Annotated in this window: 25 protein-coding genes; 15 read left to right on the top strand and 10 right to left on the bottom strand. The window is 72.4% G+C overall.

Going from position 1 to position 24,656, the window contains the following annotated elements:
- The first annotated feature begins 11 nt into the window (after window positions 1-11).
- Genes C2L58_RS03755 through fgd form a run of 7 tightly spaced genes read left to right on the top strand, consistent with a single transcriptional unit; the run spans window position 12 to window position 6,036 of the window.
- Window positions 12-779: an SDR family oxidoreductase gene (locus C2L58_RS03755; protein ID WP_103335850.1), complete on the top strand. Its 768-nt coding sequence runs from the start codon at window positions 12-14 to the stop codon at window positions 777-779.
- Window positions 776-1,654, top strand: coding sequence for an SDR family oxidoreductase (locus tag C2L58_RS03760; protein WP_103335852.1), 879 nt, complete (start codon window positions 776-778; stop codon window positions 1,652-1,654). The genes C2L58_RS03755 and C2L58_RS03760 overlap by 4 nt, the downstream gene beginning before the upstream one ends.
- On the top strand, window positions 1,654-2,394 hold the full coding sequence (locus C2L58_RS03765) for an enoyl-CoA hydratase family protein (protein ID WP_103335854.1): 741 nt from the start codon (window positions 1,654-1,656) through the stop codon (window positions 2,392-2,394). Before C2L58_RS03760 ends, C2L58_RS03765 begins: the two co-directional genes overlap by 1 nt.
- Entirely contained in the window at window positions 2,384-3,247 is an 864-nt protein-coding gene (locus C2L58_RS03770) for a CoA transferase subunit A (protein WP_103335855.1), read from the top strand. Before C2L58_RS03765 ends, C2L58_RS03770 begins: the two co-directional genes overlap by 11 nt.
- Window positions 3,244-3,975 (top strand): CoA-transferase subunit beta, encoded by a 732-nt coding sequence (locus C2L58_RS03775; protein ID WP_103335857.1) that lies wholly within the window; start codon window positions 3,244-3,246, stop codon window positions 3,973-3,975. The genes C2L58_RS03770 and C2L58_RS03775 overlap by 4 nt, the downstream gene beginning before the upstream one ends.
- The gene (locus C2L58_RS03780; RefSeq protein ID WP_103335858.1) at window positions 3,972-5,027 is read left to right on the top strand and encodes an NAD(P)H-dependent flavin oxidoreductase; all 1,056 of its coding nucleotides are present in this window, start codon (window positions 3,972-3,974) and stop codon (window positions 5,025-5,027) included. The genes C2L58_RS03775 and C2L58_RS03780 overlap by 4 nt, the downstream gene beginning before the upstream one ends.
- Window positions 5,028-5,034: 7 nt before the next feature.
- Entirely contained in the window at window positions 5,035-6,036 is a 1,002-nt protein-coding gene (fgd, locus tag C2L58_RS03785; protein ID WP_103335860.1) for a glucose-6-phosphate dehydrogenase (coenzyme-F420), read from the top strand.
- 54 nt (window positions 6,037-6,090) lie between these two features.
- Here the strand turns inward: fgd and C2L58_RS03790 are convergent, their stop codons facing one another.
- Genes C2L58_RS03790 through C2L58_RS03800 form a run of 3 tightly spaced genes read right to left on the bottom strand, consistent with a single transcriptional unit; the run spans window position 6,091 to window position 9,166 of the window.
- A complete protein-coding gene (locus C2L58_RS03790; protein WP_103335861.1) occupies window positions 6,091-7,245 on the bottom strand; it encodes an acetyl-CoA C-acetyltransferase in 1,155 nt (384 codons plus the stop codon).
- A gap of 8 nt (window positions 7,246-7,253) precedes the next feature.
- The gene (locus C2L58_RS03795) at window positions 7,254-8,024 is read right to left on the bottom strand and encodes an SDR family oxidoreductase (RefSeq protein ID WP_103335863.1); all 771 of its coding nucleotides are present in this window, start codon (window positions 8,022-8,024) and stop codon (window positions 7,254-7,256) included.
- Window positions 8,021-9,166, bottom strand: coding sequence for an acyl-CoA dehydrogenase family protein (locus C2L58_RS03800; protein WP_103335864.1), 1,146 nt, complete (start codon window positions 9,164-9,166; stop codon window positions 8,021-8,023). Before C2L58_RS03800 ends, C2L58_RS03795 begins: the two co-directional genes overlap by 4 nt.
- An 82-nt stretch (window positions 9,167-9,248) precedes the next feature.
- Here C2L58_RS03800 and C2L58_RS03805 point away from each other — a divergent pair, with 82 nt between their 5' ends.
- The 5 genes from C2L58_RS03805 to C2L58_RS03825 are packed head-to-tail and all read left to right on the top strand — an operon-like array spanning window position 9,249 to window position 14,716.
- The gene (locus C2L58_RS03805; protein WP_103335866.1) at window positions 9,249-10,781 is read left to right on the top strand and encodes a FadD3 family acyl-CoA ligase; all 1,533 of its coding nucleotides are present in this window, start codon (window positions 9,249-9,251) and stop codon (window positions 10,779-10,781) included.
- Complete coding sequence (locus C2L58_RS03810) at window positions 10,778-11,623, top strand: enoyl-CoA hydratase (protein WP_103335867.1); 846 nt, start codon at window positions 10,778-10,780, stop codon at window positions 11,621-11,623. Before C2L58_RS03805 ends, C2L58_RS03810 begins: the two co-directional genes overlap by 4 nt.
- The gene (locus tag C2L58_RS03815; RefSeq protein WP_103335869.1) at window positions 11,623-12,753 is read left to right on the top strand and encodes an acyl-CoA dehydrogenase family protein; all 1,131 of its coding nucleotides are present in this window, start codon (window positions 11,623-11,625) and stop codon (window positions 12,751-12,753) included. Before C2L58_RS03810 ends, C2L58_RS03815 begins: the two co-directional genes overlap by 1 nt.
- Window positions 12,750-13,670, top strand: coding sequence for an acyl-CoA dehydrogenase family protein (locus C2L58_RS03820; protein ID WP_103335870.1), 921 nt, complete (start codon window positions 12,750-12,752; stop codon window positions 13,668-13,670). The genes C2L58_RS03815 and C2L58_RS03820 overlap by 4 nt, the downstream gene beginning before the upstream one ends.
- Window positions 13,667-14,716: an acyl-CoA dehydrogenase family protein gene (locus C2L58_RS03825; protein WP_233225534.1), complete on the top strand. Its 1,050-nt coding sequence runs from the start codon at window positions 13,667-13,669 to the stop codon at window positions 14,714-14,716. Before C2L58_RS03820 ends, C2L58_RS03825 begins: the two co-directional genes overlap by 4 nt.
- 77 nt (window positions 14,717-14,793) lie before the next feature.
- Here C2L58_RS03825 and C2L58_RS03830 read toward each other — a convergent pair whose 3' ends face one another.
- Window positions 14,794-15,534, bottom strand: coding sequence for a sigma-70 family RNA polymerase sigma factor (locus C2L58_RS03830; RefSeq protein ID WP_103335872.1), 741 nt, complete (start codon window positions 15,532-15,534; stop codon window positions 14,794-14,796).
- 144 nt (window positions 15,535-15,678) lie between these two features.
- On the opposite strand from C2L58_RS03830, the gene C2L58_RS03835 reads away from it, so the two are divergent.
- Complete coding sequence (locus C2L58_RS03835; RefSeq protein ID WP_103335873.1) at window positions 15,679-16,026, top strand: hypothetical protein; 348 nt, start codon at window positions 15,679-15,681, stop codon at window positions 16,024-16,026.
- On the opposite strand, the gene C2L58_RS03840 is transcribed toward C2L58_RS03835, so the two are convergent.
- A complete protein-coding gene (locus C2L58_RS03840) occupies window positions 15,986-16,408 on the bottom strand; it encodes a VOC family protein (protein ID WP_103335875.1) in 423 nt (140 codons plus the stop codon). The genes C2L58_RS03835 and C2L58_RS03840 overlap by 41 nt on opposite strands.
- A 46-nt stretch (window positions 16,409-16,454) precedes the next feature.
- Between C2L58_RS03840 and C2L58_RS03845 the strand changes: the two genes are divergently transcribed.
- On the top strand, window positions 16,455-17,144 hold the full coding sequence (locus C2L58_RS03845; RefSeq protein ID WP_103335876.1) for a GntR family transcriptional regulator: 690 nt from the start codon (window positions 16,455-16,457) through the stop codon (window positions 17,142-17,144).
- Here C2L58_RS03845 and C2L58_RS03850 read toward each other — a convergent pair.
- The 3 genes from C2L58_RS03850 to C2L58_RS03860 form a co-directional block, all read right to left on the bottom strand.
- On the bottom strand, window positions 17,116-19,038 hold the full coding sequence (locus C2L58_RS03850) for a DNA/RNA non-specific endonuclease (protein WP_103335878.1): 1,923 nt from the start codon (window positions 19,036-19,038) through the stop codon (window positions 17,116-17,118). The two genes, C2L58_RS03845 and C2L58_RS03850, sit on opposite strands and share 29 nt — an antisense overlap.
- 130 nt (window positions 19,039-19,168) lie before the next feature.
- Window positions 19,169-20,788, bottom strand: a complete 1,620-nt coding sequence (locus C2L58_RS03855) for a CocE/NonD family hydrolase (protein WP_103335880.1) — start codon at window positions 20,786-20,788, stop codon at window positions 19,169-19,171.
- Window positions 20,785-21,393 (bottom strand): TetR/AcrR family transcriptional regulator, encoded by a 609-nt coding sequence (locus tag C2L58_RS03860; protein ID WP_103335881.1) that lies wholly within the window; start codon window positions 21,391-21,393, stop codon window positions 20,785-20,787. The genes C2L58_RS03855 and C2L58_RS03860 overlap by 4 nt, the downstream gene beginning before the upstream one ends.
- Before the next feature lie 80 nt (window positions 21,394-21,473).
- Here C2L58_RS03860 and C2L58_RS03865 point away from each other — a divergent pair, with 80 nt between their 5' ends.
- Window positions 21,474-22,487, top strand: a complete 1,014-nt coding sequence (locus tag C2L58_RS03865; RefSeq protein WP_103335883.1) for a zinc-dependent alcohol dehydrogenase — start codon at window positions 21,474-21,476, stop codon at window positions 22,485-22,487.
- A gap of 21 nt (window positions 22,488-22,508) precedes the next feature.
- Here the strand turns inward: C2L58_RS03865 and C2L58_RS03870 are convergent, their stop codons facing one another.
- Together C2L58_RS03870 and C2L58_RS03875 are read right to left on the bottom strand one after the other, a co-directional pair.
- Window positions 22,509-23,003 carry a hypothetical protein gene (locus C2L58_RS03870; RefSeq protein WP_304532713.1) on the bottom strand — a complete coding sequence of 165 codons (495 nt, stop codon included), beginning with the start codon at window positions 23,001-23,003 and terminating at the stop codon, window positions 22,509-22,511.
- Between the two features lie 32 nt (window positions 23,004-23,035).
- Window positions 23,036-24,586 carry an adenylate/guanylate cyclase domain-containing protein gene (locus C2L58_RS03875; protein WP_103335884.1) on the bottom strand — a complete coding sequence of 517 codons (1,551 nt, stop codon included), beginning with the start codon at window positions 24,584-24,586 and terminating at the stop codon, window positions 23,036-23,038.
- Window positions 24,587-24,656 lie beyond the last annotated feature (70 nt).

Consider the following 24,656-nt stretch of genomic DNA (forward strand, 5'->3'; position numbering starts at 1 on the left):
GTGGTGCGCCGGTGAAAACGGAGCTGGGCTTGGCCGGGACGGTGGTCCTGGTCACCGGGGGCGTCCGCGGCGTGGGCCGGGGGATCGCCGACGTGTTCCTCGCCCACGGGGCCCGGGTCGTGGTCTGCGCCCGGCGGGAGGCACCCACCGAGGCGGAGTTCGCCGCGTGCGACGTCCGCGACGAGACGCAGGTGGCCGCCCTGGTCGAGGGGATCGTCGAGCGGCACGGCCGCCTGGACGTGGTGGTGAACAACGCCGGCGGGGCGCCGTACGTGCCGGCCGCGGAGGCGTCGCCGAGGCTGCACGAGAAGATCGTGCGGCTGAACCTGCTGGCCCCGCTGCTGGTCGCGCAGCACGCCAACGCGGTGATGCAGCGCCAGGACGCCGGCGGTTCCATCGTGATGATCTCCAGCGTGAGCGGCACGCGCCCGTCGCCCGGAACGGCGGCCTACGGCGCCGCGAAGGCCGGGCTGGACAACCTGACCGCGAGCCTGGCGGTCGAGTGGGCGCCGAAGGTGCGCGTGAACGCCCTGGACGTCGGGATGGTGCGGACCGAGCAGGCGCACCTGCACTACGGCAGTGAAGCGGCGGTCGAGGCGGTCGGGAAGACCGTCCCGCTCGGCCGGCTCGCCGAGCCGGCCGAAATCGGGCACTGCGCCGCGTTCCTGGCCTCCGGCCTGGCTTCCTACGTGTCCGGCGCGACCTTGCGCGTGCACGGCGGGGGTGAGGTCCCGGCGTTCCTCGCCGCGGCCGACGTCAACCATCGGGAGGATTCGTGAGCGGGTTGTGCCAGGACCGCGTGGTCGTGGTGACCGGCGCCGGCCGGGGCATCGGACGGGCGCACGCGCTGGCGTTCGCGGCCGAGGGCGCGCCGGTGGTGGTGAACGACGTCGACGGGGACGCGGCCGCCGGGGTCGTCGCCGAGATCGCGGCACTCGGCGGGAAGGCGGTGGCCGACACCTCGGACGTGGCCGACTGGGCCGGGGCCCGCGAGCTGATCGGCGCCGCGCTGGCGAACTTCAGCCGCTTGGACGTGCTGGTCAACAACGCCGGGTTCGTCCGGGACCGGATGCTGGTGAACCTCGCCGAGGACGAGTGGGACGCGGTGGTCCGGGTGCACCTGAAGGGGCATTTCGCGCCGTTGCGGCACGCCGCGGACCATTGGCGGGCCGAGGCGAAGGCCGGGCGGACGCCGAGCGCGCGCGTGATCAACACCAGTTCGGGCGCGGGGCTCCTCGGCAGCGTCGGGCAGGGCAACTACTCGGCGGCGAAGGCGGGGATCGCCGGGCTGACCGTGGTGGCGGCGGCCGAGCTGGCGCGGTACGGGGTGACGGTGAACGCGATCGCGCCGGCCGCGCGGACCCGGATGACCGAAGCGGTGTTCGCGTCGATGGCGCGTCCGGACGAAGGTTTCGACGCGATGGCGCCGGAGAACGTTTCGCCGCTGGTCGTGTGGCTGGGCAGCGCGGAGTCCGGGCACGTCACCGGCCGGGTCTTCGAGGTCGAGGGCGGGAAGGTTTCCCTGGCGCAGGCGTGGCGGCACGGCCCGGCCGTGGACAAGGGCGAGCGGTGGGACCCGGCCGAACTCGGTCCGGTCGTCAAAGAACTGCTCGAGCAGGCGCCCGAGCCCGAACCCGTCTACGGAGCGAGCTGATGGGGATCCTGACCAAGCGTGACGGCCACGTCGAGGTCGTCACGGTCGACTTCCCGCCGGTGAACGCCCTGCCCGTGCGGGCCTGGTTCGACCTCGCCGACGCCCTCACGCAGGCGGGTCGCGACGCGGGAGTGCACGTCGTGATCCTCCGTGCGGAAGGTCGCGGCTTCAATGCCGGGGTCGACATCAAGGAGATCCAGCGCAGCGCCGGTTACGACGCCCTGGTCGGCGCCAATCGAGGGTGCTACGCGGCTTTCGGCGCGGTCTACGACTGCGCGGTGCCGGTGGTGGCGGCGGTGCACGGCTTCTGCCTGGGCGGCGGGATCGGCCTGGTCGGCAACGCCGACGTGATCATCGCTTCGGACGACGCGACCTTCGGGGTCCCGGAAGTCGAGCGCGGCGCGCTCGGCGCGGCGACGCACCTGGCGCGGCTGGTGCCGCAGCACCTGATGCGCACGCTGTACTTCACCGCCCGCAAGATCACCGCGGCCGAACTGCTCGCCCACGGCTCGGTGTACCGGGTCGTGCCGCGCGCGGAGCTGGACGAGGCCGCCCTCGACGTCGCCCGGGACATCGCGAAGAAGGACCCGCGGGTGATCCGGGCGGCGAAGGAGGCCCTGAACGGCATCGACACCCAGCAGGTGCACCGCAGCTACCGCTTCGAGCAGGGCTTCACCTTCGAACTGAACCTGCTCGGCGCGTCCGACGAAGCCCGCGAGGAGTTCTTGAATGGCCGATAAGCGCACGACCGCCGACGAGGTGGCGGCCGAGCTGAAGGACGGCATGACCATCGGGATCGGCGGCTGGGGTTCCCGGCGCAAGCCGATGGCGCTCGTGCGGGCGATCCTGCGCACCCCGGTCAAGGACCTGACCGTCGTCTCCTACGGCGGCCCGGACGTCGGCCTGCTCTGCGCCGCGGGCAAGGTGAAGCGGGTCGTGTTCGGGTTCGTCACCCTGGATTCGATCCCGTACGACCCGTGGTTCGGCCGCGCCCGCGAGACCGGCGCGATCGAGGTCACCGAGTACGACGAGGGCATGTTCGGCACCGCGCTGTCGGCGGCGATGCAGCGGCTGCCGTTCCTGCCGACCCGCGCCGGGCTCGGCTCCGAAGTCATGCGCGCCAACCCCGGTCTGCGCACCGTGCGCTCGCCCTACGACGACGCCGAAGAGCTCGTCGCCGTGCCCGCGCAGCGGCTCGATGTCGCGCTCGTGCACCTCAACCGGGCCGACGCCCGGGGCAACGCCCAGTACCTCGGCCCCGACCCCTACTTCGACGACCTGTTCGCCTTGGCCGCGGACAGGTGCTTCGTGTCGGTGGAAAAGGTGGTGGAGACGGCCGAGCTGACCGCGGGCGGGTCGGTGCAGTCGCTGCTGCTGACCCGCGGTGCCGTCGACGGCGTCGTGGCGGCGCCGCGCGGAGCGCACTTCACCACGGCGGTGCCCGACTACGGCCGGGACGAGCGGTTCCAGCGCCATTACGCGGCCTGCGCCAAGGACCTCGACGCCTGGCCGGGCTTCGTGGACCGGTTCCTCTCCGGCGGCGACGAGCAGTATCTGTCCGAAGTGGACAAGTTCGAGGCGGAGGCGGCATGAACGTGACCCGGGCCGAGATCGCCGTGGTGGCGGTGGCCGAGCTGTTCCGCGGCGACGGCGAGATCGTGGCCAGCCCGATGGGCTTCATCCCGCAGCTCGGCGCGAAGCTCGCGCGGCTGACGTTCGAGCCGGACCTGCTGATGTCCGACGGCGAGGCGTACCTGATGACGACCGGCGGCGTCGTCGAAGGCTGGCAGCCCTTCCGCCGGATGCTGGACACGATCGTGCCGCACGGGCGCCGGCACGTCGTGATGGGCGCGAACCAGATCGACCGGTACGGCAACCAGAACATCTCCGCCATCGGCGACCACGCCCGCCCGAAGAAGCAGCTGCTCGGAGTGCGGGGCGCGCCGGGCAACACCGTCAACCACCGCACCAGCTACTGGGTGCCCCGCCACTCCACCCGCGTGTTCGTGGATGCGGTCGACGTGGTGTCGGGCGTGGGATACGACAGTGCCGCGAAGGCGGGGCCGTCGGCCGAGAAGTACCACGACGTGCACCGGGTCGTTTCGAACCTGGGTGTGTTCGACTTCGCCACGCCCGACCACGCGATGCGGGCGGTGTCGCTGCACCCGGGCGTCACCCCTGACGAGGTCACCGCCACGACCACCTTCGCGGTCGATCTGTCCACAGTGGAGACGAGCCGGGAGCCCACCGCGGAAGAGCTGCGCCTGATCCGGGAAGTGCTGGACCCGAAGAGCCTGCGGGACAAGGAAGTCCCGGCGTGAAGACGGCCCTGACCCGGCTGGTGGGGGTCGAGCACCCGATCGTCCAGACCGGGATGGGCTGGGTCGCCGGCCCCCGGCTGGTTTCGGCCACCGCGGAAGCCGGGGCGCTGGGCATCCTGGCGTCGGCCACGATGACGTACGGCGAGCTGGAAGCGGCGATCGCCGAGGTCAAGAAGCGGACGGAGAAGCCGTTCGGCGTGAACCTCCGCGCCGACGCGGCCGACGCCGGCGAACGCGTCGACCTGCTGATCCGCGAAGGCGTGAAGGTCGCTTCGTTCGCGCTCGCCCCGCGGAAGGAGATGATCGCGAAACTGCGGGACCACGGGATCGTCGTCATCCCGTCGGTCGGTGCCGCCCGGCACGCCGAGAAGGTCGCCGCCTGGGGGGCGGACGCCGTCATCGTCCAGGGCGGCGAAGGCGGCGGGCACACCGGGGGCGTGGCCACCACCCTGCTGCTGCCCTCGGTCCTGGACACCGTCGACATCCCGGTCGTCGCCGCCGGCGGCTTCTTCGACGGCCGCGGGCTCGCCGCCGCGCTCGCCTACGGCGCGGCCGGCGTCGCGATGGGCACCCGGTTCCTGCTGAGCGAGGAGAGCACGGTCCCCGGCGAAGTCAAGCGCCTCTACCTCGAGCAGGGCCTCACCGGGACCGTCGTCACCAAGCGTGTCGACGGCCTCCCGCACCGGGTGCTGCGCACCGACCTCGTCGAGCGGCTCGAACGCACCGGCCGGATCCGCGGCCTGGCGCAAGCGGCCCGCAACGCGCTGCGGTTCCGGAATATCACCGGACTGTCCCCGGTTGCCATGGTCAAAGAAGGCCTGGCGATGAAGCACGGCAACGATCTGACGTGGAGCCAGCTGGTCATGGCGGCCAACACCCCGATGCTGCTGCGGGCGGGGCTGGTCGAAGGCCGGACGGACGCCGGAGTGCTAGCGTCGGGACAGGTGGTGGGCATGATCCACGACCTGCCCACGGTGGCGCAGATCGTCGAAGGCGCAGTGGCCGAGGCGGGTGAGATCCTGCGGCGGCTCGGCCGGCGAACGGGAGGATGAGAGAGCGGTGTTGAAGGTCGGATACAAGGCTTCGGCGGAGCAGTTCGGGCCGAGGGACTTGGTCGAGTACGCCGTCCGCGCCGAAGAGGTCGGTCTTGATTCGGTGTGGGTGTCCGATCACTTCCTGCCGTGGCGGCACGAAGGCGGCCACGCTCCGTGGGCGCTGGCGTGGATGCCGGCGGTGGCCGAGCGGACGAAGCGGGTGCAGATCGGCACGAGCGTGCTGACCCCGACGTTCCGGTACAACCCGGCGGTGATCGCCCAGGCGTTCGCGACGATGGCGCTGCTGTCGAACGGCCGCGTCATCCTCGGGGTCGGCACCGGCGAGGCGCTGAACGAGATCGCGGTGTCGGGGCGGGAGTGGCCGGAGTTCAAGGAGCGTTTCGCCCGGCTGCGCGAGTCGATCAAGTTGATCCGGGAGCTGTGGACCAGCGACAACGTCAACTTCAAGGGCGACTACTACCAGCTGGTGGACGCCAAGATCTACGACCGGCCGGAGCAGCCGGTGCCGGTGTACATCGCCGCCGGTGGCCCGGTCGTCGCCAAGTACGCGGGCCGGGCGGGGGACGGGTTCATCTGCACGTCCGGCAAGGGCATGGAGCTCTACACCGACAAGCTGATGCCGGCGGTCAAGGAAGGCGCGGAGGCGGCCGAAAAGACCGTCGAGGACGTCGACCGGACGATCGAGATCAAGCTGTCGTATGACCGCGACCACGAGAAGGCGCTGGAAAACACGCGGTTCTGGGCGCCGCTTTCGCTGTCGGCGGAGCAGAAGCACACGGTGTCCTCGGCCGAGGAGATGGAACGGCTGGCCGACGAGCTGCCGATCGAGCAGGTCGCCAAGCGGTGGATCGTGGCGTCGGACCCGGACGAGGCCGTGGCGCAGATCAAGCCCTACCTCGACGCGGGCCTCAACCACCTCGTCTTCCACGGCCCGGGCCACGACCAGGAACGCTTCCTGGCCCAGTTCTCCGAGGACGTGCTGCCGAAGCTGCGCACCCTCGGCTGATCATCGGCGCAAGTGGTCGTGAGTGGTAATGAGGGTTCTAACCCTCATTACCACTCACGACAGCCGCTCGATGATGGTGACGTTGGCGGTGCCGCCGCCTTCGCACATCGTCTGCAGGCCGTAGCGTCCGCCTCGGCGCTCCAGCTCGTGCAGGAGCGTGGCGAGGAGCTTGGTGCCGGTGGCCCCGATCGGGTGGCCGAGGGCGATCCCGCCCCCGTTCACGTTGACCCGGCCGGGGTCCGCGCCGGTTTCGTCCAGCCAGGCCAGGACGACGCTCGCGAAGGCCTCGTTGACCTCGAACAGGTCGATGTCCTCGATCTTCAGCCCGGCGTTGCGCAGCGCGTGCGCGGTCGCCGGGATCGGGCCGGTCAGCATCCACACCGGGTCCGCGGCGCGCACCGACAGGTGGTGGATGCGGGCCCGCGGTGTCAGGCCGTGGTCCTTGACGAACGTCTCCGACGCCAGGATGGCCGCGCTCGCGCCGTCGGAGATCTGGCTGGCCACCGCCGCCGTCAGCCGTGAACCCTCGCTCAACGACTTCAAGCCGCGCATCCGCTCCAGTGACGTGTCCCGGCGTGGGCCTTCGTCGTGGCGGAAGCCGTCGACCGGGGCGATCTCGGCGTCGAACCGGCCTTCGTCGATCGCGGCCAGCGCTCGCCGGTGGCTGCGCAGCGCGTATTCCTCCATGGCCTCGCGGCTGATGTCCCAGTGCTCGGCGATCATGTCGGCGCTGCGGAACTGCGACACCTCGGCGCTGCCGTAGCGCTCCTGCCAGCCCTTCGAACCGGAGAACGGGTCGTCGAAGCCGTACTCGCGCCCGGCCAGCATCGCCGCGCTGATCGGGATGCGGCTCATGTTCTGCACGCCCCCGGCCAGCACCAGGTCCTGGGTGCCGGACATGACGGCCTGCGCGGCGAAGTGCACGGCCTGCTGGCTCGACCCGCACTGCCGGTCGATCGTCACGCCGGGCACGTGGTCGCCGAACCCGGCGGCGAGCCACGCGGTGCGCGCGATGTTGCCCGACTGCGGGCCCAGGGTGTCGGTGCAGCCGAGGATGACGTCGTCGACCAGGTCCGGATCGACGCCGGCGCGCGCGACGGCGGCCTTGATGACGTGCGCGCCGAGGTCGGCCGGGTGCCACCCGGACAGTGCGCCGCCGCGCCGGCCGACGGGGGTGCGGACCGCGTCGAGGAGGAAGGCTTCGGGCACGGGGGCTCCTAGGGGTGCTGGCTGGAGACGGAGACGACTTCGCCGGTGAGGTAGCTCGCGTAGTCGCTGGCGAGGAAGACCATGACGTTGGCGACCTCCCACGGTTCGGCGGCGCGGCCGAACGCTTCGCGCTTGGTGAGGTCTTCGAGGAGTTCGTCGCTGGTGACCTTGGCGAGGAAGGGGTGCATGGCGAGGCTGGGGGCGACGGCGTTGATCCGGACGCCGTGTTCGGCGGCGTCGAGGGCCGAGCACCGGGTGAGGGCCATGACGCCGGCTTTGGCGGCGGCGTAGTGGGCTTGGCCGGCTTGGGCGCGCCAGCCGATCACCGAGGCGTTGTTGACGATCGCCCCGCCACCGCCTTGGGCGACGAACTGCTTGAGGGCCGCGCGGGTGCAGCGGAACGTGCCGGTGAGGGTGATGTCGAGGACGCGCGACCACTCCTCGTCGGCCATCTCCAGCACGGACTTCGTGCCGCCGAGGCCCGCGTTGTTGACCATGACGTCGACGCGTCCGAAGTGGTCGGCCGCGCCGTCGATGAGGGCTTGGACGTGCTCTTCGCGGGTGACGTCGCAGGGGAGGGCGTGGACCTTGCCCAGTTCGGCCAGCTCGGCCGCCTTTTCGGCGAGGCGGCGTTCGTGCCAGTCGCTGATGACCACGCTCGCGCCTTCTTCCAGGCAGCGTTTCGCCACCGCGGAGCCGATCCCGGTGCCCGCCGCCGCGGTGACCACGACGACCTTCCCCCGCAGCAGGTCGTGGCCGGGTGGGTACTGGGGGATCACGGGCGGGCCTCCCGGGGCAGGCCGAGGACGCGCTCGGCGATGATGGTGCGTTCGATTTCGTCGGAGCCGCCGTAGATGGTGTCGGCGCGGGTGAACAGGAACAGCCGCTGCCACTCGTCGAGTTCGGCCCCGTCGGAGGCGAGGGACCGGGCGCCGCGGGCCCGCATGGCGAGTTCGCCGAGGCCGCGGTGCCACTGGGCCCACAAGAGCTTGCCGACGGCGACTTCCGGCCCGGCGGCCTCGCCGAGGGTGCGCAGGGCGTGGGCGCGCAGCACCCGCAAGCCGATGCGGGCGCGGGCGAGGTCGGCGCGCAGGAGCGGATCGTCGTAGGTGCCGAGGCGTTTCGCTTCGGCGGTGATGTCGTCGAGTTCGCGGCGGAAGCCGATCTGCTGGCCCAGCGTGGAAACGCCGCGTTCGAAACCGAGGGTGGCCATCGCGATCTTCCACCCGTCGCCCGGGTCACCGACGACGTGATCCGCGGGGGTGCGGGCGTCGTCGAAGAAGACTTCGTTGAACTCCGAGGTGCCGGTGAGCTGCTGGATCGGGCGGATGGTGACGCCGTCCTGGCGCAGCGGGACCAGCAGGTAGGACAGGCCGTGGTGGCGCTGTGAACCGGGTTCGGTCCGGGCGACGACGAAGCACCAGCCGGCCACGTGGGCGAGGGAAGTCCAGATCTTCTGGCCGTTGATCACCCACTCGCCGTCGCGCAGCACCGCGGTGGTGGAGACGGCGGCGAGGTCGGAGCCGGCGCCGGGTTCGGAGTAGCCCTGGCACCACAGTTCCTCGACGGCCACGATCCTGGGCAGGAACCGGGCCTGCTGGTCCGGGGTGCCGAAGGCGATCAACGTCGGGCCGAGCAGTTGTTCGCCGATGTGGTTGACCCGGGCGGGTGCGCCGGAGGCGGCGTATTCCTCGTGGAAGGCGACCTGCTCCGCCAGGGACAAGCCCCGGCCGCCGTGCTCGACCGGCCAGCCCACGCAGGTCCAGCCCGCCGCAGCGAGGTGACGTTCCCAGGCGAGGCGCAGGTCGAACTCCTCGTGTTCCCGCCCCGGGCCGCCGAGGCCGCGCAGGCGGGCGAACTCGCCGGTCAGGTTGCCGGCGAGCCAGTCCGCGACCTCACGGCGGAATCGCGACGGTTCCACGCACGCCTCCTTGCTGCCGGGCCGGTCCGGCACCTAGGGTAATGAGAACACGTTCTACTTTGTCGGTCCAGAGGAGGCTGTGGTGGGACAGACCACGATCCCGGCCGTCGTCCGCGATGCCGCCGCGAAGTTCGGATCCGCGGAAGCACTGGTCGACGGCTCGGTGCGGATCGGCTACGACCAGCTTCTGGAACGTGTTCAAACGGTCGCGCGGGCGTTCGCCGCGTGCGGCGTCCAGGCGGGCGACCGGGTCGCGGTCGCCCTGCCCAACACCTGCCACTGGGTCTTCGCGGCGCTCGGCGCCCTCTACGCGGGCGCGGCCCTGATCCCGGTCAACACCCGCTTCACCGCCACCGAAACGGTCGACCTGCTCGTCCGCGGCCGGGCCACGGCGCTCGTGGTGGCCGCCGACTTCCTCGGCACCGACCGCCACGCCGCGATCCGGGAGACCGGTGCCGCGCTGCCGGACCTCGGCACGGTCGTCCGGGTGCCGCTGCAGGAGCCGCACCGGCCGGTCGAGGGGACGCTGGGCTGGGACGAGTTCCTGGCCGGGGCCGAGCGGGTCTCGCCGGCCGAAGCCGAGGCACGGGCGGACGCCGTCGGCCCGGACGACGTCAGCGACATCCTCTTCACCTCCGGCACCAGCGGCCGCTCCAAGGGCGTGCTGTCGGCCCACCGCCAGACGGTCGAGGTCGCCGCGGCGTGGGCGGACTGCGGCCAGGTCACCGCGGACGACCGGTACCTGGTGATCAACCCGTTCTTCCACAGCTTCGGCTACAAGGCCGGCATCGTGGTGGGCCTGCTGACCGGCGCGACGATCGTCCCGCAGGCGGTGTTCGACGTCCGCGCGGCGCTGAAGGCGATCGAGCGGGAGCGGATCTCCGTGGTGCCGGGCGCGCCGACGGTCTTCCAATCGCTGCTGCACGAGCCGCGCAAGGGCGATCTGTCGTCGCTGCGGCTCGCGGTCACCGGGGCGGCCACCGTGCCCGCGTCGCTCGTGCGCCGGATGCGGGCCGAGCTCGGGTTCGAGACCGTGCTGACCGCCTACGGCCTGACCGAAGCCGTCGTGGTGACGATGTGCCGCCCGGGCGATTCCGCGGAGCTCGTGGCGAGCACGTCGGGCCGGGCGACCGCGGGCTTCGAAGTGGCGATCCAGGGTTCGCCGGGGGAGATCGTGGTGCGCGGGCCGAACGTGATGCTCGGGTACCTCGACGACCCGGAGGCGACGGCGAAGGCCGTCGACGAGCGGGGCTGGCTGCACACCGGTGACGTCGGCGAGCTCGACGCCGCCGGCAACCTCACCATCACCGGCCGGCTCAAGGACATGTACATCTGCGGCGGCTTCAACGTCTACCCGGCCGAGGTCGAACACGCCCTGACCGAGCTGGCCGGCGTCCGCGACGTCGCCGTCGTCGGCGTCCCGGACGAGCGGCTCGGCGAGGTCGGCAAGGCGTTCGTCGTCGGAGCCGGGCTGACCGGGGAGGCGGTCATCGCCTTCTGCCGCGAGCGGCTCGCCAACTACAAGACCCCGCGGTTCGTCGAGTTCCTGGGCGAACTGCCCCGCAACGCTTCCGGCAAGGTGCTGAAGCGGCTGCTGACCGAGGAGACGGCATGAGTGAATCGGTGGTCCGCTGCGAACGGCGCGGGCCGGTCGCGGTCGTGACGATGAACCGGCCGGAGTACCGCAACGCCCAGAACTCGGCCATGACCTACGCCCTCGACGACGCCTTCACCGACGCGGTGAACGATCCCGAGGTCAAGGTGATCGTCTTGGCCGGGGAGGGAAAGCACTTCTCGGCGGGGCACGACATCGGCAGCCCGGGCCGGGACGCGGACCAGTCGTTCGAGCGGCGGGCGGTGGTGTGGTGGGACCACACCGACCGGGCCGGCGGTGACCAGCGGTTCGCCCGCGAGTCCGAGGTCTACCTCGGGATGTGCCGCCGGTGGCGGGAGATCCCGAAGCCGATGATCGCCAGTGTTCAGGGCGCGTGCATCGCGGGTGGCCTGATGCTGGCCTGGGTGTGCGACCTGATCGTGGCTTCCGATGACGCCTTTTTCGCCGATCCGGTGGTGCGGATGGGGATCCCGGGGGTCGAGTACTTCGCGCACCCGTGGGTGCTCGGTCCCCGCGCGGCCAAGGAAGTGCTCTTCACCGGCGAGCGGTTCACCGTCCAGCAGGCCAAGGAGTGGGGCATGGTCACCCGGATCGTGCCGCGCGCCGAGCTGGAGCAGCGCACGCTGGAGCTGGCCGAGAAGATCGCCGGGATGCCGTCGTTCGGGTTGGCGCTGGCGAAGAAGGCGGTCAACCAGGCCGAAGACCTGATGGGGCTGCGGTCCGGCATGGACTCGGTCTTCGGGCTGCACCACTTCGCGCACGCCCACAACGCGGAGACCTCCGAAGACGCCCTCGGGGGGCAGTCCGCGCGGTCGATGCGCGACGCGAACAAGGAGGCGTGATGGACCTCGACATCGACGAGGCTTCGGCGGCCTTCCGGGACGAGGCCCGGGCGTGGCTCGCCTCGCACGTCCGTTCGCTGCCGTCGATGGACACCGCGGAAGGCTTCGAAGCCCACCGCGCGTGGGAAGCCGAACTCGCCGAGGCGCGCTGGTCGGTCGTGTCGTGGCCGGCGGAGTACCACGGCCGGGACGCGTCGATGCTGCAGTGGCTGTTGTTCGAGGAGGAGTACCACGCCTCGGGGGCGCCGGGACGGGTGTCGCAGAACGGGATCTTCATGCTGGGCCCGACGTTGTTCGCCCACGGCACGCAGGAGCAGCGCGACCGGATCCTGCCCGCCATGGCGACCGGCGAGCAGGTGTGGGCGCAGGCGTGGTCGGAGCCCGAGGCGGGCAGCGACATCGCCGCGTTGCGCAGCACGGCGGTCCGCACCGGCGGTGGCTGGCTGCTGTCGGGGCAGAAGACGTGGAGTTCCCGAGCCACCTTCGCCGATCGTGCGTTCGGCCTGTTCCGGACCGACCCCGAAGCCCGGCGCCACCACGGCCTGACCTACTTCATGGCCGATCTGAAGGCCGAGGGGGTCACCGTGCGGCCGATTCCGCAGCTGGACGGTGAGCCCGGGTTCGCGGAGATCTTCTTCGACGACGTGTTCGTGCCCGACGCGGACGTGATCGGGGAGGTCGGGCAGGGCTGGCGGGTGGCGATGACGACGGCGAACAACGAGCGCGGGCTGTCGCTGCGCAGCCCGGGCCGGTTCCTCGCCGCGGCCGATCGCCTGGTGGACCTCTGGCGGTCCCACGACGCCGCGGAGTCCACAAAGGACCGGGTGGCGGACGCGTGGATCGGGGCCCGCGCCTACCAGCTCTACACCTTCGGGACCGTGAGCCGCCTGGCCGAGGGCGGCGAGCTGGGGCCGGAGTCGAGTGTGAACAAGCTGTTCTGGTCGCACCTCGACGTCGAACTCCACGAAACCGCGCTCGACGTCCTGGGCCCGGAAGCGGAGACGAACGCGGAATGGGTCGACGGCTACCTGTTCTCCCTCGCCGGCCCGATCTACGGCGGCACCGACCAGATCCAGCGCAACACGATCGCCGAACGGCTGCTGAAGCTCCCGAGGGAGGCCCGCCGATGAGGTTCCTGCTCTCGCCGGAGCAACGGCAGTTCGCCGCGACGCTGCACGAGCTGCTGGGCGGGGCGGACACCGCGGCCGCCGCCCGGGCGTGGGCGGCGGGGGAGCACGACCGCGGCCTCAAGCTCTGGCACGCGCTCGCCGACGTCGGCGTCTTCGCGCTGCTGGTCGACGAGGAGCACGGCGGTCTCGGCGCCGGCCCGGTCGACCTGGTGGTCGCCTGCGAAGCGCTCGGCTACCACGCCGTCCCCGGCCCGCTCGCCGAGTCGGCCGCGGTCGCGCCGGCGCTGCTGACCGGGCACCGGCTCACCTCGCTCGCCGAGGGCGACCTCGTGGCCACCGTCGTCGCGCCGCCGGAAGTGCCGCTGGCCCTCGATGCCGACATCGCGGGCGTGGTCCTCGACCTGACCGGTGCGCACCTCACCGGCGCCGGGGCCGAGCCCGTTCGCTCGATCGATCCGCCGCGGCGGTTGTTCCGGGTCCCGGCCGCGGCCGGCCGCTCGGACGGCACCGCGTTCGACCGCGGTGTCCTCGCCGTGGCCGCCCAGCTCCTGGGGGCGGCCCAGTGGCTCCTCGACACCTCGGTGGCGTACGCCAAGCAACGCAAGCAGTACGGCCGGGCCATCGGCGAGTACCAGGCGATCAAGCACCTCCTCGCCGACGTCGTCACCCGGCTGGAACTGGCCCGGCCCCTGCTCTACGGCGCGGCCGTGGCCGGGGAGACCTTCGCCCGCGACGTCTCGGCGGCGAAGGTCATGGCCGGGGACGCCGCGCTCCTCGCGGCGCGCACCGCCCTGCAGGTGCACGGCGCCATCGGCTACACGGCCGAGCACGACCTCGGCCTCCGGCTGACGAAGGTGCGGGTCCTCGCCGGGGCCTGGGGGACCGGGTCGTTCCACCGCGCGCGGGTCCTCCGATGACGGACCCGATGGAGACCGAGGAAGCCCGGGCGCTGCGGGACGCCGTCCGGGCCCTGCTGACGCGCCGGTCGGGGCCGGAGGCGGTGCGGGCCGCGCTGGAGTCGCCGCTGGGCTACGACGACAAGCTGTGGTCGACGCTCTGCGAACAGATCGGCGTCGCCGCCCTGGCGATCCCGGAGCGCTACGGCGGCGCGGGCGCCGGGCTCGCCGAGGTGTGCGTCGTGCTCGCGGAACTCGGCCGGACGCTCACCCCCGCGCCGATGCTCGGCTCGGCGGTGCTGTCGGCTCAGGCCCTGCTCCTGACCGGCAACGACGCAGTGTGCGAACGGCTGCTGCCGGGCATCGCCGCGGGCACGACCCTGGCCGCGCTGGCCTGGTCCGGCGCGGACGGCCGGTGGACACCGGCCCTGAGCGCGTCGGACGCCGGCCTCGACGGCCGCGCCTGCTACGTCCTGGACGGCGACCTCGCCGACGTCCTGCTCGCCGTGGCCCGCACGGACGACGGAACCGGCCTGTTCGAGGTGCCCCTCGACGGGGTCCGCCGGGAGCGGGTCACCAGCCTGGACCCGGGCCGCCGCCTCGCGGTCGTCGAATGCGCTGCGGCACCCGCCCGCCGCCTCGACACCGGCGGGTTCGCCGAGCCACTACGGCAGCTGCGCGCCACGGCGACGGTCGCCGTCGCGGCGGAGCAGGTCGGCGCGGCCGCGCGGGCGTTGGAGCTGACGGTCGAGTACACGAAGCAACGCCGCCAGTTCGGCCGCCCGATCGGGTCGTTCCAGGCGCTGAAGCACCGGATGGCCGACGTGCACGTCCACATCGAAGCGGCGCGTTCGGCGCTCTACGCGGCCCTGGTGGACGGCGACGCCGAAGCCGTCGCGACCGCGAAGGTGGTGTGCAGTGAGGCGTTCGAGCACGCGGCCGCGGAGATGATCCAGCTGCACGGCGGGATTGCCATCACCTGGGAGCACGATGCCCACCTGTACTTCAAGCGGGCGCACGGGACCGCTCTGCTATTCGGTGATGCGGGCTCGTGGCTCACCCGCTGAGCCGGGCAGTCGGCGAGGTGCCCGACGACCGCGTTCGCCCGGGACCGCCTGCTTTTCGGTGATCCAGGCCCGCGGGCTCAGCCGGTGAGCCGGGCAGCGGAACCGGGTAGTTCGCCGTTCGCCTCGTCCAGCCCACGCACGACCAGCCGGCAGGCCGGGCACCCGGCGACGTGCTCGGCGACCGCGTTCGCCCTCCGCGGCGGCAGGGCGCCGCGGACCCAGGCGCCCATCCGGCGGCGGGGTTCGCGGCAGCTCGGCTCGTCCGGCTCGGGCACCTGGACCTGCAGGTAGGCCTGCCGCAGCCCCTCGCGCGCCCGCATGGCCAGCGCCGCGACGCTGTTCGGCGACAGGCCGAGCGAGGGCGCCACCTCCGTCGGGGTGCCGCCCTCGGCCTCGGTCCGCCACAGCACCGTGCGCCAGCGGCCGGGCAGTGTGCAGTAGGCCGACCACACCAGCCGGGCGTTCGACCGGTGGAGGGCGAGTTCGTCGGCGCCCCCGGCGGGGGCTTCGGGGAGCGTGGCCCGCAGCTCCACCCGGCTGCGCTGCTTGCTCCACCGCGCCACCAGGTTGCGCAGGGTCACCACGAGGTAGGGCCGCAGGTCCCCGTGCGGCCCGCCGCCGGCGCGCACCACGGTCAGCACCCGGGCGAACGTCTCGGCCACGAGGTCGTCGCGCTCGGCGGGCTGCCGCGCCCACGCTCCCGCGGTCCGCCACAGCGGCTCGGCGTGCCGGCGGAAGAGCCGCCCGGCGGCCTCGAGATCCCCGGCCCGCAGGGCGGCGAGCAGCACGGAGTCCGGCTCGTCGTCGGCTGGTTCCATGGCGGTCTCCCCGGGGTCAGGCACGCTCCATGCCCCTGGGTACCCCAAGTGAAGGGGACATTCATGTCCGTAATCGCCGGTCGGCCCGATCGGGTGGTTAAGCTCGGCCGGCGATTATCGGGCACTTCACGAGGGCAGGCCGGGGTGGACGACCGAAGGTGGCAGCGGGATCGGCCGGTCCTCGCCCGTCTCCGTGACGAGTGGACCGCGGCGCTGACCCGCGCCGGGATTTCCGCCGAGACGCTCGCCATCGAGTTCGAACCCGCGGCCGACCCCGGGCCCGGCATCCTCTGGAACTGGTGGGTCGAGTTCTCGCTCGGCGACGTCACCTTCGACGCGATGATCGCGGACGGACTCGACACGATGGCGTTCGAGGACGAGACCGGCTACTTCGACGACGACGTGGCGCCGGGCGACGTGCCGGCCTACCTCGCCGGCCGGGTCCGGGGCCTCAAACCGCGAAGACCTGGGCGTCGTCGGCGAAGGCCTTGAACTCCAGGGCGTTGCCGGCCGGGTCGAGCAGGAACATCGTCCACTGCTCACCGGCCTGGCCCGCGAAGCGGACGTACGGCTCGATCACGAACTCCGTGCCCGCCGCCCGCAGCCGGTCGGCCAGGGCCTGGAACCGCGGCACGGTGAGGATCAGCCCGAAGTGCGGCACCGGCACGTCGTGCCCGTCGACCGGGTTGTGGACGCGCTCCGGCCCGGCCGGGGCCAGGTGCGTGACGAACTGGTGGCCGTGCAGGTTCCAGTCGACCCACGTGTCCGCGCTGCGGCCCTGCTCGAGGCCGAGGACTTCGCCGTAGAACCGCCGGGCGGCGGCCAGGTCGTCCACCGGCATCGCCAGGTGGAACCGGGGGATGGTCGGGGTCATCGGGCTCCCTTCGTCGAGACTCATGTCCAAATGTTAACATCAAGACATGAGTGGTTCGCTGGTTCCCGCCCGGCGCCGCGGGCTGGCCGACGAGGTCGCGGACCGGATCCGTGACGCGATCTTCGACGGCGTCTACGTCCCCGGCAGCCAGCTGCGCGAAGTGGAGCTGGCCCAAGCGCTGGGCGTCAGCCGGGGGCCGGTGCGGGAGGCGTTGCTCAGGCTGGAGCAGGAAGGTCTCGTCCGCAGCGAGTGGCACCGCGGCGCCACGGTCACCACGCTGTCCGCCGAGGACGTCGCCGAGCTGGACAGCCTGCGGGCGGCCCTCGAGCACCTCGCCGTCGAGCTGGTGGTCGAGCGCGCCGCCGACGATGCCCTCGCCGCGCTCGAAGCCGTGGTGCGGCGCATGGAACGAGCGCACGACGAGCACGAAATGGTCCGGTGCGACCTGGAGTTCCACGACGCGGTCTACGCGGCCACCGGCCACCGGCGGCTGCTCGAGGCCTGGCAGGCGATCCGCTCGCAGGTGCACCTGTTCCTGCTCACCCGGATCGGCGTCGCCACCGGCGGCTACCTCGCGGGCATCCCGGCGGAACACCGGGAGCTCGTCTCCGCCCTGAGCGCCCGAGACCGCGAGACGGCGCTCGCGCTGTTCGCCGAGCACCGCCGCCACGCCTTCGAAATCCTCAATGGACGGACGACCCAGGGCGTCAGAGCACCAGGTCCGCCGCCGACTTGATCTCCTGGGCTTCGCTCGTCGACTCCAAGCCGGCGAGGGGATCGGCGGCCTCCAGGTCGCCGAACGACAGCCCGGTCAGCTCGGCGATCCGGCGGACCGGCACCTGGTACGTGCGATAAGCGCCGTAGTCGAACTCGACCGCCGCCTCCAGCCCGTGGATGAGCTCCTCCTGGCTCAGCAGGTACGCCGTCGCCGAGAGGGCGCCGCCGGACTTGACCATCGCGACGACCTTCCAGAACTGGCGCGGCAGCTGCACCCCGCGGTACTGGTCGTCGTCCGCGGCCAGTACCGGGCCGGTCACCACGCTCACCTTGAGGTCGAAGTTGTCCGCGTTGGTCAGCACGTAGTCCTCGAGCCCGGCCCAGGTCGTCTTGTTCTGGTTGAAGTCCTTGTGCTGCGGCGAGCAGTTCGTGAAGTGGAACGTGTCGTCGTTGCCCAGCTGCGCGATCGCCTCGGTCGTGCCCCACGCCGGGTCGAGGCGGCGGACCAGGTGCCCGCGGTCCAGGGGGTTGTCCCGGTAGATCTCCTCGCCGATCTGCTCGGTCACGGCCACGCGCGGGTCGAGCGACCAGTGGTCGGCTTCGCGCCGCAGCGACCGGCTGGTGCGCCCGTCGATGTTGACCGCGGTGAACATCGCCAGCCGCCGTTCGCGGTGCATGACGACGCTGAAGTGGTGGTACGGCAGGACGTGCTTCGGCTCGCCGGTGGCCTGCCGGTTGAGCGCGGCCAGCGGGAGGAGCGCGTCGGACAGGCCGGGCAGCGGCACGGTGTGCCCGGGCAGGAAGGCCGGGTCGTACCCTTCGCGGTTCGAATAGTCGGGATCGATCCGCCCGGTGGCCGCTTCGGCGCGCAGCCGGATGTCGAACGGCATCGAGAGCGACAGGACCGGTGCGGCGCCGTCGGCGGCCGGCCGCGCGCGCTCGGGGCGGGTGGCCAGCCGGTCGAGCAGCGCCTGCTGCGCCGGCGCGAACTGCCGGCCCCGCAGGAACTTCAGCAGCTTGCTGACCCGGATGCCTTCGTTGAGGAAACCGCCGTACTCGGCGTGGCCCGTCGCCGGGACGCTCGCGTGGTGCAGCGCCACGATCTCCCACTGGTCGTTGAACACCGGCGAGCCGGACGACCCGGGTTCGGTGTCGGTTTCGTAGTGCAGGAATTCCTCGAGGACGTCGACGACCCGGTTTTCCCGCAGCGCGACCTGTTTCTTGCCGCCACCGGGGTGCTGCACGATGGTGACGAAGTCGCCGACGATCGCCTTGCCCTCGCTGGCGATCAGCCGGTTGAAGCCGAAGGGGCGCAGCTCGTCCGCGGTCGCCTTCACCGCGACCAGCGCGAAATCCAGTTCCCGGTCGGCGGCGAAGAACCGGTCCGGGTCGAGGGTGAAGGCCCGCACCGGCCGGGGCAGGCCGTCGATGCCGTCCTGGTAGTCGAACTCGATGACGCTGAACCCGGCGGCCTCGGCGTCCGGCAGCACGTGGTGGTTGGTCAGCAGCAGCTCCGGCGACACCAGCGATCCCGTGCCGTAGCCGACGAGCCGGCCCTGGGCGTTGCGGATGTTCACCCGGCCGACGGCGCCCGACGCCGCGACCCCGCCTTCGAGGTAGCCCACGCCGACCAGGTCGTTCGTGAGGACGATGCGTTCGAGGATTGCGCCGGCGGCCGTCATCGCCGCCGGGTCCCCGGCCGCGATCGCCGCCGGGCTCACCGGCCGGATGTCGGGGTAGTAGCGGCCGAGCCGGTCGATCCGGGTGGCCACGCGGCTCGGCTCGTCGGCCTCGGCGATGCCGCCGGGCTTGCGCAGCAACGCGATCTTGGCCTGCCGCGGCCCGGTGCGCTCGGCGGCCCGCGCCGCCGCGGCCTCTTCCTGTTCGGACTGCGGGTCCGTTTTGACGTCCACGATGCCTCCCGGCGGGCGGGGTCGGAAACACCGCGTTAGTCGCGCTCCCGGAGGGCGCGTTACACGATTTCCGGCGCGTCACCGGGAATTCTTTTTCACTCCACCTCGCGGTGTTTTCCCGCGATCGAAGCTATTCCCGAAAATCCCGCACCGGAAGCACGATCGCCGACGCGTGCGCGGGGTCGTGGTGGACCTCCTGGTCCGCGGCGCGCAGCGTCACCGCGGTGGCGTGGGGTTCGCCGGTGCCGGGATTGCGGGCGTAGCGCGGGAAAGCACCGCTGGAGACCTGGACCCGGATGCGGTGCCCGCGCCGGAACCGGTGCGCCGTCGGCCACAGCCGGACCGTGACGGCGGCCGGTTCGGCCGCGTCGCGCAGGCTGGTGAGGCCGTCGCAGACGTTGACCGAGCGCCCGTTTGGATCGACGTCGCAGAGCCGGACGAAGACGTCGGCGAACCGCAGGCTCGAGCGGAACCAGATCTCCGCGTGCACGTCCCCGATCACTTCGACGTCTTCGCCGAGCACGTCCGTGGTGTAGGTGAGGACGTCGGCGCGGGCTTCGAGCGCCGCGTTGTCCACCCGGCCGGCGTCGGGGTCCATGCGGACGCCACCGGCCGCGGGCGTCGGGTCCGCCGGGTCGTAGCGGTAGCGGTCCGGTGCCGACTCGCCGGGCGCGCCCGTGGCCAGCGTGCCTCCGGCCTGCAGGTGGAACCGTTGCGGCGCATAGCCTTCCGGTGGCCACGAAGCGAAGTCGCGCCAGGCTTCCTCGCCCATGACGAACAGCCGGACCGGCGCCCGCTGCGGCGGTTCCTCGCCGCGCGCGAGCGCGAGCCCGAACTCACACGTTTCCCGGAGGGAGACGCCCGCGCCGGCGAGCAGGTCGCCCGCGTGGGTCCACGGCCCGATCGTGAGCCGCGGCCGCCGTCCGGCGTCCTGCAGGGTCCGGAAGTCGCGGAGCTGGCCGGGCAGGAAGATGTCGTACCAGCCGCCGACCGAGCTGACCGGAACGGTGACGTCGGCGACGCGGTCCCGGTGGTCGAGCGCCGCCCACCGGGGGCTCGTCCCGGGGTGGGCGAGGACGTCCTGGATGTAGTCCGAGCGGTGGCCGATGGCGACGACGTCGGCCTGGGCGAGCGGCAGCGTGGACAGCGCCTGCCGCACTTTCTTCGCCTGCCTGCGTTGCCGGAGCGGCGCGAAGCGGCGCTCCTGGGTGGCGACCTGGACACCCCAGCCGAACGGCGTCTCCAGCGAAAGGCCGTCCTCCCGCAGGAATTCCAGCGTCAGCCCGGACTCGGTGATGTGCGGGACCATCGCCTTGACCTGCGGCGGCAGGCGATCGGCCACGGCCCACTGCACGTACCCCAGGTAGCTGGGGCCGGTGAGCACGATCGCGTCGCCGAACCAAGGCTGCCGCACGACCCAGTCCAGCGTCGCGAGGCCGTCCTCGCGCTCCTGCCGCAGCGGATCGAAGGCACCGCCGGAACCGAAGCCGCCGCGGGTGCTCTGGATCAGCACCTGGAAACCGCGCTCGGCCAGCGGGCGGGCCAGGATCGCCCCGAACACGCCCCGGCGGCCGTAGGGGCTGCGCAGCACCGCGGTCGGCAGGCCGGCACCCCCGGTGCGCGGCGCCCAGTGGTCCGCCAGCAATTCGGCGCCGTCGGGCATCGGGACGCGCACGTCCCGCTGGACGGTGAGGCGCCGGGTGGCCGGCGCGGGCAGCTTCAGCAGGCGTTCGACAAGACGGCTGATCATCGGCCGGCCTCCTTCGTGATCATCGCGGTGACGACCGAGCGCATTCGCGCCAGCCGGCCGGCGAACTCTTCCGGGTCGAGCGGGTCCGGCCCGTCGACGACCCACGTGTTGACGAACGCCCCCGCGCCCCCGGTCAGGAAGGTGGCCAGGTCGTCGATCCCGGCGGCGTCGAGGTGACCGCCGAGTGCGTGGCCGAGGTGCTCCCGGTTGAGCGGGAGGAACAGGCCGGTCAGCGCCTTGTTGAGGGCGTACGCGGACGCCCCGGTCAGCAGGGCGCGGTAGAAGCGCCGGTGGGCGGCGAAGTGCCGGCCCAGCGCCAGGAACGATCCGTGCTCGTCGGTGGCGGACGCCAAGCTGTCGAGGTCACCGAGCAGTTCGCGCCGCACGAGGTCGAGCGCCGCCTCCAGCAGGAGGGTGTCGCGGTCGCCGAACTGCTGGTACAGCACCTGGCGGCTGACGTCCGCGGCCTCGGCGATCTCGGACACCGGGACGCCCGTGGAGTCGCGTTCGGACACGAGCTCGACCGCGGCCCGCATCAGCGCCGCGCGCGACCGGCGCACCCGCCGGTCCTTCACGGGGGCTTCGATCGTCCAGTCACCGGGCACAGCGTCGATAATGGACAGGTGTCAAGAAAATAGCAAGTGTTCGGTAATCCGGCGTCCGCCGGGGATGCGAGGATGCGGCCATGTCTTCGACCATGCGGGCCTTCGTGCTCACCGGGCCGGGCGAGTGCTCGGTGCAGGAGGTCCCGGCGCCGCGGGCCGTCGCGGGCGAGGTCGTCGTCGACGTCGACCGGGCGGGCGTCTGCGGCACCGACGTCGAGTTCTTCACCGGCGAGATGACCTACCTCCACCAAGGACATTCGGCGTACCCGATGCGGCTCGGCCACGAGTGGGCGGGCACGGTCACCGAGGTGGGGGCGGGCGTGGACCCGGTCTGGCTCGGCCGCCGGGTCATGGGCGACACCATGCTCGGCGACCGGACGTGCCGCCGCTGCCGCCGGGGGCAGCAGCACACCTGCGAGCGGCGCCAGGAGGTCGGCATCCGCGGCGGCCGGGCCGGCGCGCTGGCCGAGCGGCTCGCCGTGCCCGCCTGGTCGCTGCACGCTCTCCCGGACACGGTGGACGCCGTGCTCGGGGCCCTCGTCGAACCGGGCGGCAACGCCCTGCGCGCGGCCCGCGCGGCCGGCGTCGGCGCGGGCGACCGGGCGCTGGTGCTGGGACCGGGCACGATCGGGCTGCTCACGGCGATGTTCCTGCGCGCGGCGGGCGCCGAAGTGCACGTGCTGGGCGTCGGTTCCCCCGAATTTCCCCGCAGCCTCGGCTTCGCGGACACCTGGACCCGGGAAACGCTGCCGGACCTGCCCTTCGACGCGGTCGTCGACGCGACCGGCGCCGCCGCCGCACCCGCGCTGGCGGTGGAGCTGGTCGAGCCCGCGGGCCGGGTCGTCTACATCGGACTGTCCGGGCAGCCCAGCCGGCTCGACACCCGCGAGCTGGTGCTGAAGGACGTCACGGCGGTCGGCGTCCTGTCCGCGTCGCCGGGCCTGGCCGAGACGATCGCCGCGTACGCGAGCGGCGCCGTCGACCCGCGGCCGCTCGTCGCGGCGACCGTGGGCCTGGGTGAGGTCGGGGCCGTGCTGGCGGGGGAGCGGATCGGCGGCGCGGGACCGAAGGTCCACATCGACCCGCGCCGCTGAGGCGCTCAGAGCTGCTTGAAGTCAGAGCTGTTCGAAAAACGCCAGCAGCGCGGTGTTACCTCGTCCGGCCGTTCCATCTGGACCCAGTGCCCGGCGCCCGGGACGCCGACGACGCCGCGCAGGTCGGGCGCGGCTTCGGCGATGCGGGCGGTGTCGGTGAAGCGTGGCCGGTTCGGCGAAGCGATCGAGGAAGCCCTCGCCCTCCCGGACGACCGGCGCTTCCGCGCTCCCGCCGAGCAGTTTGCGGAACGTCGTGCGCGGGTCCGCGCCCAATTCGGCCTCGGCGACGCCGGGCCGCTGGAAGTAGATCTGGTAGAAGCCGTCGCCGAACCGCTCACGCAGCAGGCTCAACGGCGGCGCGGGCGCAATCGGTGCCGCCGTAGCCACGCTGGTCCGGCGACACGACGTGGTAGCCGGCGTCGGCCAGCGGCCCCATCTGATGGCGCCACGAGTGCGACGTCTCCGGCCGTGCAGCAGCAGCACCAGCGGGCCGGTGCCCTGCTCGGCGATCTGCATGAGATCGCGGAACCGTTGGTGTGACGGGGTTTTCAGGCGGGCGGCCGGGGTTCGGCGAGCGTCGTGGGCCGGGTGCGGCCGCGCAGGGTGACGTCCCCGGTCGCCGTCCACCGGGCGGCCTCGTCCGCGGCCGCGGACTCGACCGCCGTCCACGAGGCGAGCAGGCGGCCGGACGCGTTCTTGGCCAGTTCGGTCAGCCGGGCGGCTTCGTTGACCGGGTCGCCGATCACCGTGTACTCGAAGCGGCGCGGGTCGCCGACGTTGCCCGCGACCGCGTCGCCGGTCGCCACGCCGATGCCGGCCGGCCCGTCCGGCACCTCGGCGGCCAGCCGGGCCGCGATGGCGCGGCCGGCGGCCAGCGCGCAGGTGGCGTGGTCGCCGAGCGGCGCGGGTGCCCCGAACACGGCCAGCGCGGCGTCGCCGACGAACTTGTTGACCAGGCCGTGGTGCCGGTCGACCTCGTCGACCACCACCGCGAAGAACCGGTTGAGCAGGCCGACGACCTCCTCCGGCGGGCGGCTCGCGGCCAGCGTCGTCGACCCGACGAGGTCGACGAACAGCACCGAGACCGTGCGGACCGTGCCGCCCAGCCCGGTCGACGTGCGCATGGCCTCGACCGCGACCTCGTGGCCGACGTGCTTGCCGAACAGGTCGCGCAGCCGTTCGCGTTCGGCCAGCCCGGCCGTCATGTCGTTGAACCCGGCCTGCAGCAGGCCCAGCTCGGTGCCGTCGTAGACCGGGATTTCGACGCTGAAGTCCCCGGCGCGGACGCGCCCGAGCGCGTCGCGGACCGAGGAGATCGGGTTGACCACCGAGCGGGCGGTGAACACGGTGACCAGCAGCCCGAAGCACAGCACGACCAGCCCGAGCGCGATCACCGACACGGCGAGCTTCGTGGTCGAGACGTCGCCGCGCACCCAGGCCAGCACCGCGGTGACGACCAGCCCGGCCACCGGCACCCCGGTGCCCAGGCACCAGAACAGCAGCATCCGCCGGTTGACGCCGCCGCTGACCGGCCGCGGCGGCGCGGTGCCCGCCAGCGCCAGTGCCACGTACGGCCGCAACGCGAATTCGCCGAAGAGGTAGGCGATCGCGCAGACGACGACCGCGGCGAACGCGACCACGAGGAACTCGGTGAGCACGACCTCCGGCTGCACGAGCGCCGCGAGCCCGCCGAAGAGCAGCGTCGCGATGCCCCACAGCACGGCCTGCACGAAGGTCAGCCGCAACGGGACACGCAGGCTCGCGGCGCGCTCGGCGTCGGTCGGACGTCGTCCGTCGGCCGCCCAGCGCAGGGTCCGGAGGGCGCCGCGGGTGCCCCACAGCGTGCCGGCGACGACCGCCGAAACGACGTACACGGGTACTGCGACCGCCGTGACGCGGACCAGCTCGCCGGACATTCCGGGCGCCGGCATGAGCAGCGCCGCGAGCCCGACGACGACCAGCGCGCCGATCACGTTGGTGGCGATCAAAGCGGCCGTGAGCAGGCCTTGGACGCGCCGGCGCAGGGCCGTGGCGTGCTGGTCCAGCGGTCCGAGCAGGCCGGAGCCGAACGGCTCCGCCGGGGCGCGTCCTGGGTTCACCAGCTGAGTGTACGGTCGTTCACTGAAGTGACCGGAGACGGGTCCGCGAGTATGTGTTACGGTTGGTAAC

Origin of the sequence: Amycolatopsis sp. CA-126428, from assembly GCF_002904335.1 — a bacterium.
Taxonomy (GTDB): domain Bacteria; phylum Actinomycetota; class Actinomycetes; order Mycobacteriales; family Pseudonocardiaceae; genus Amycolatopsis.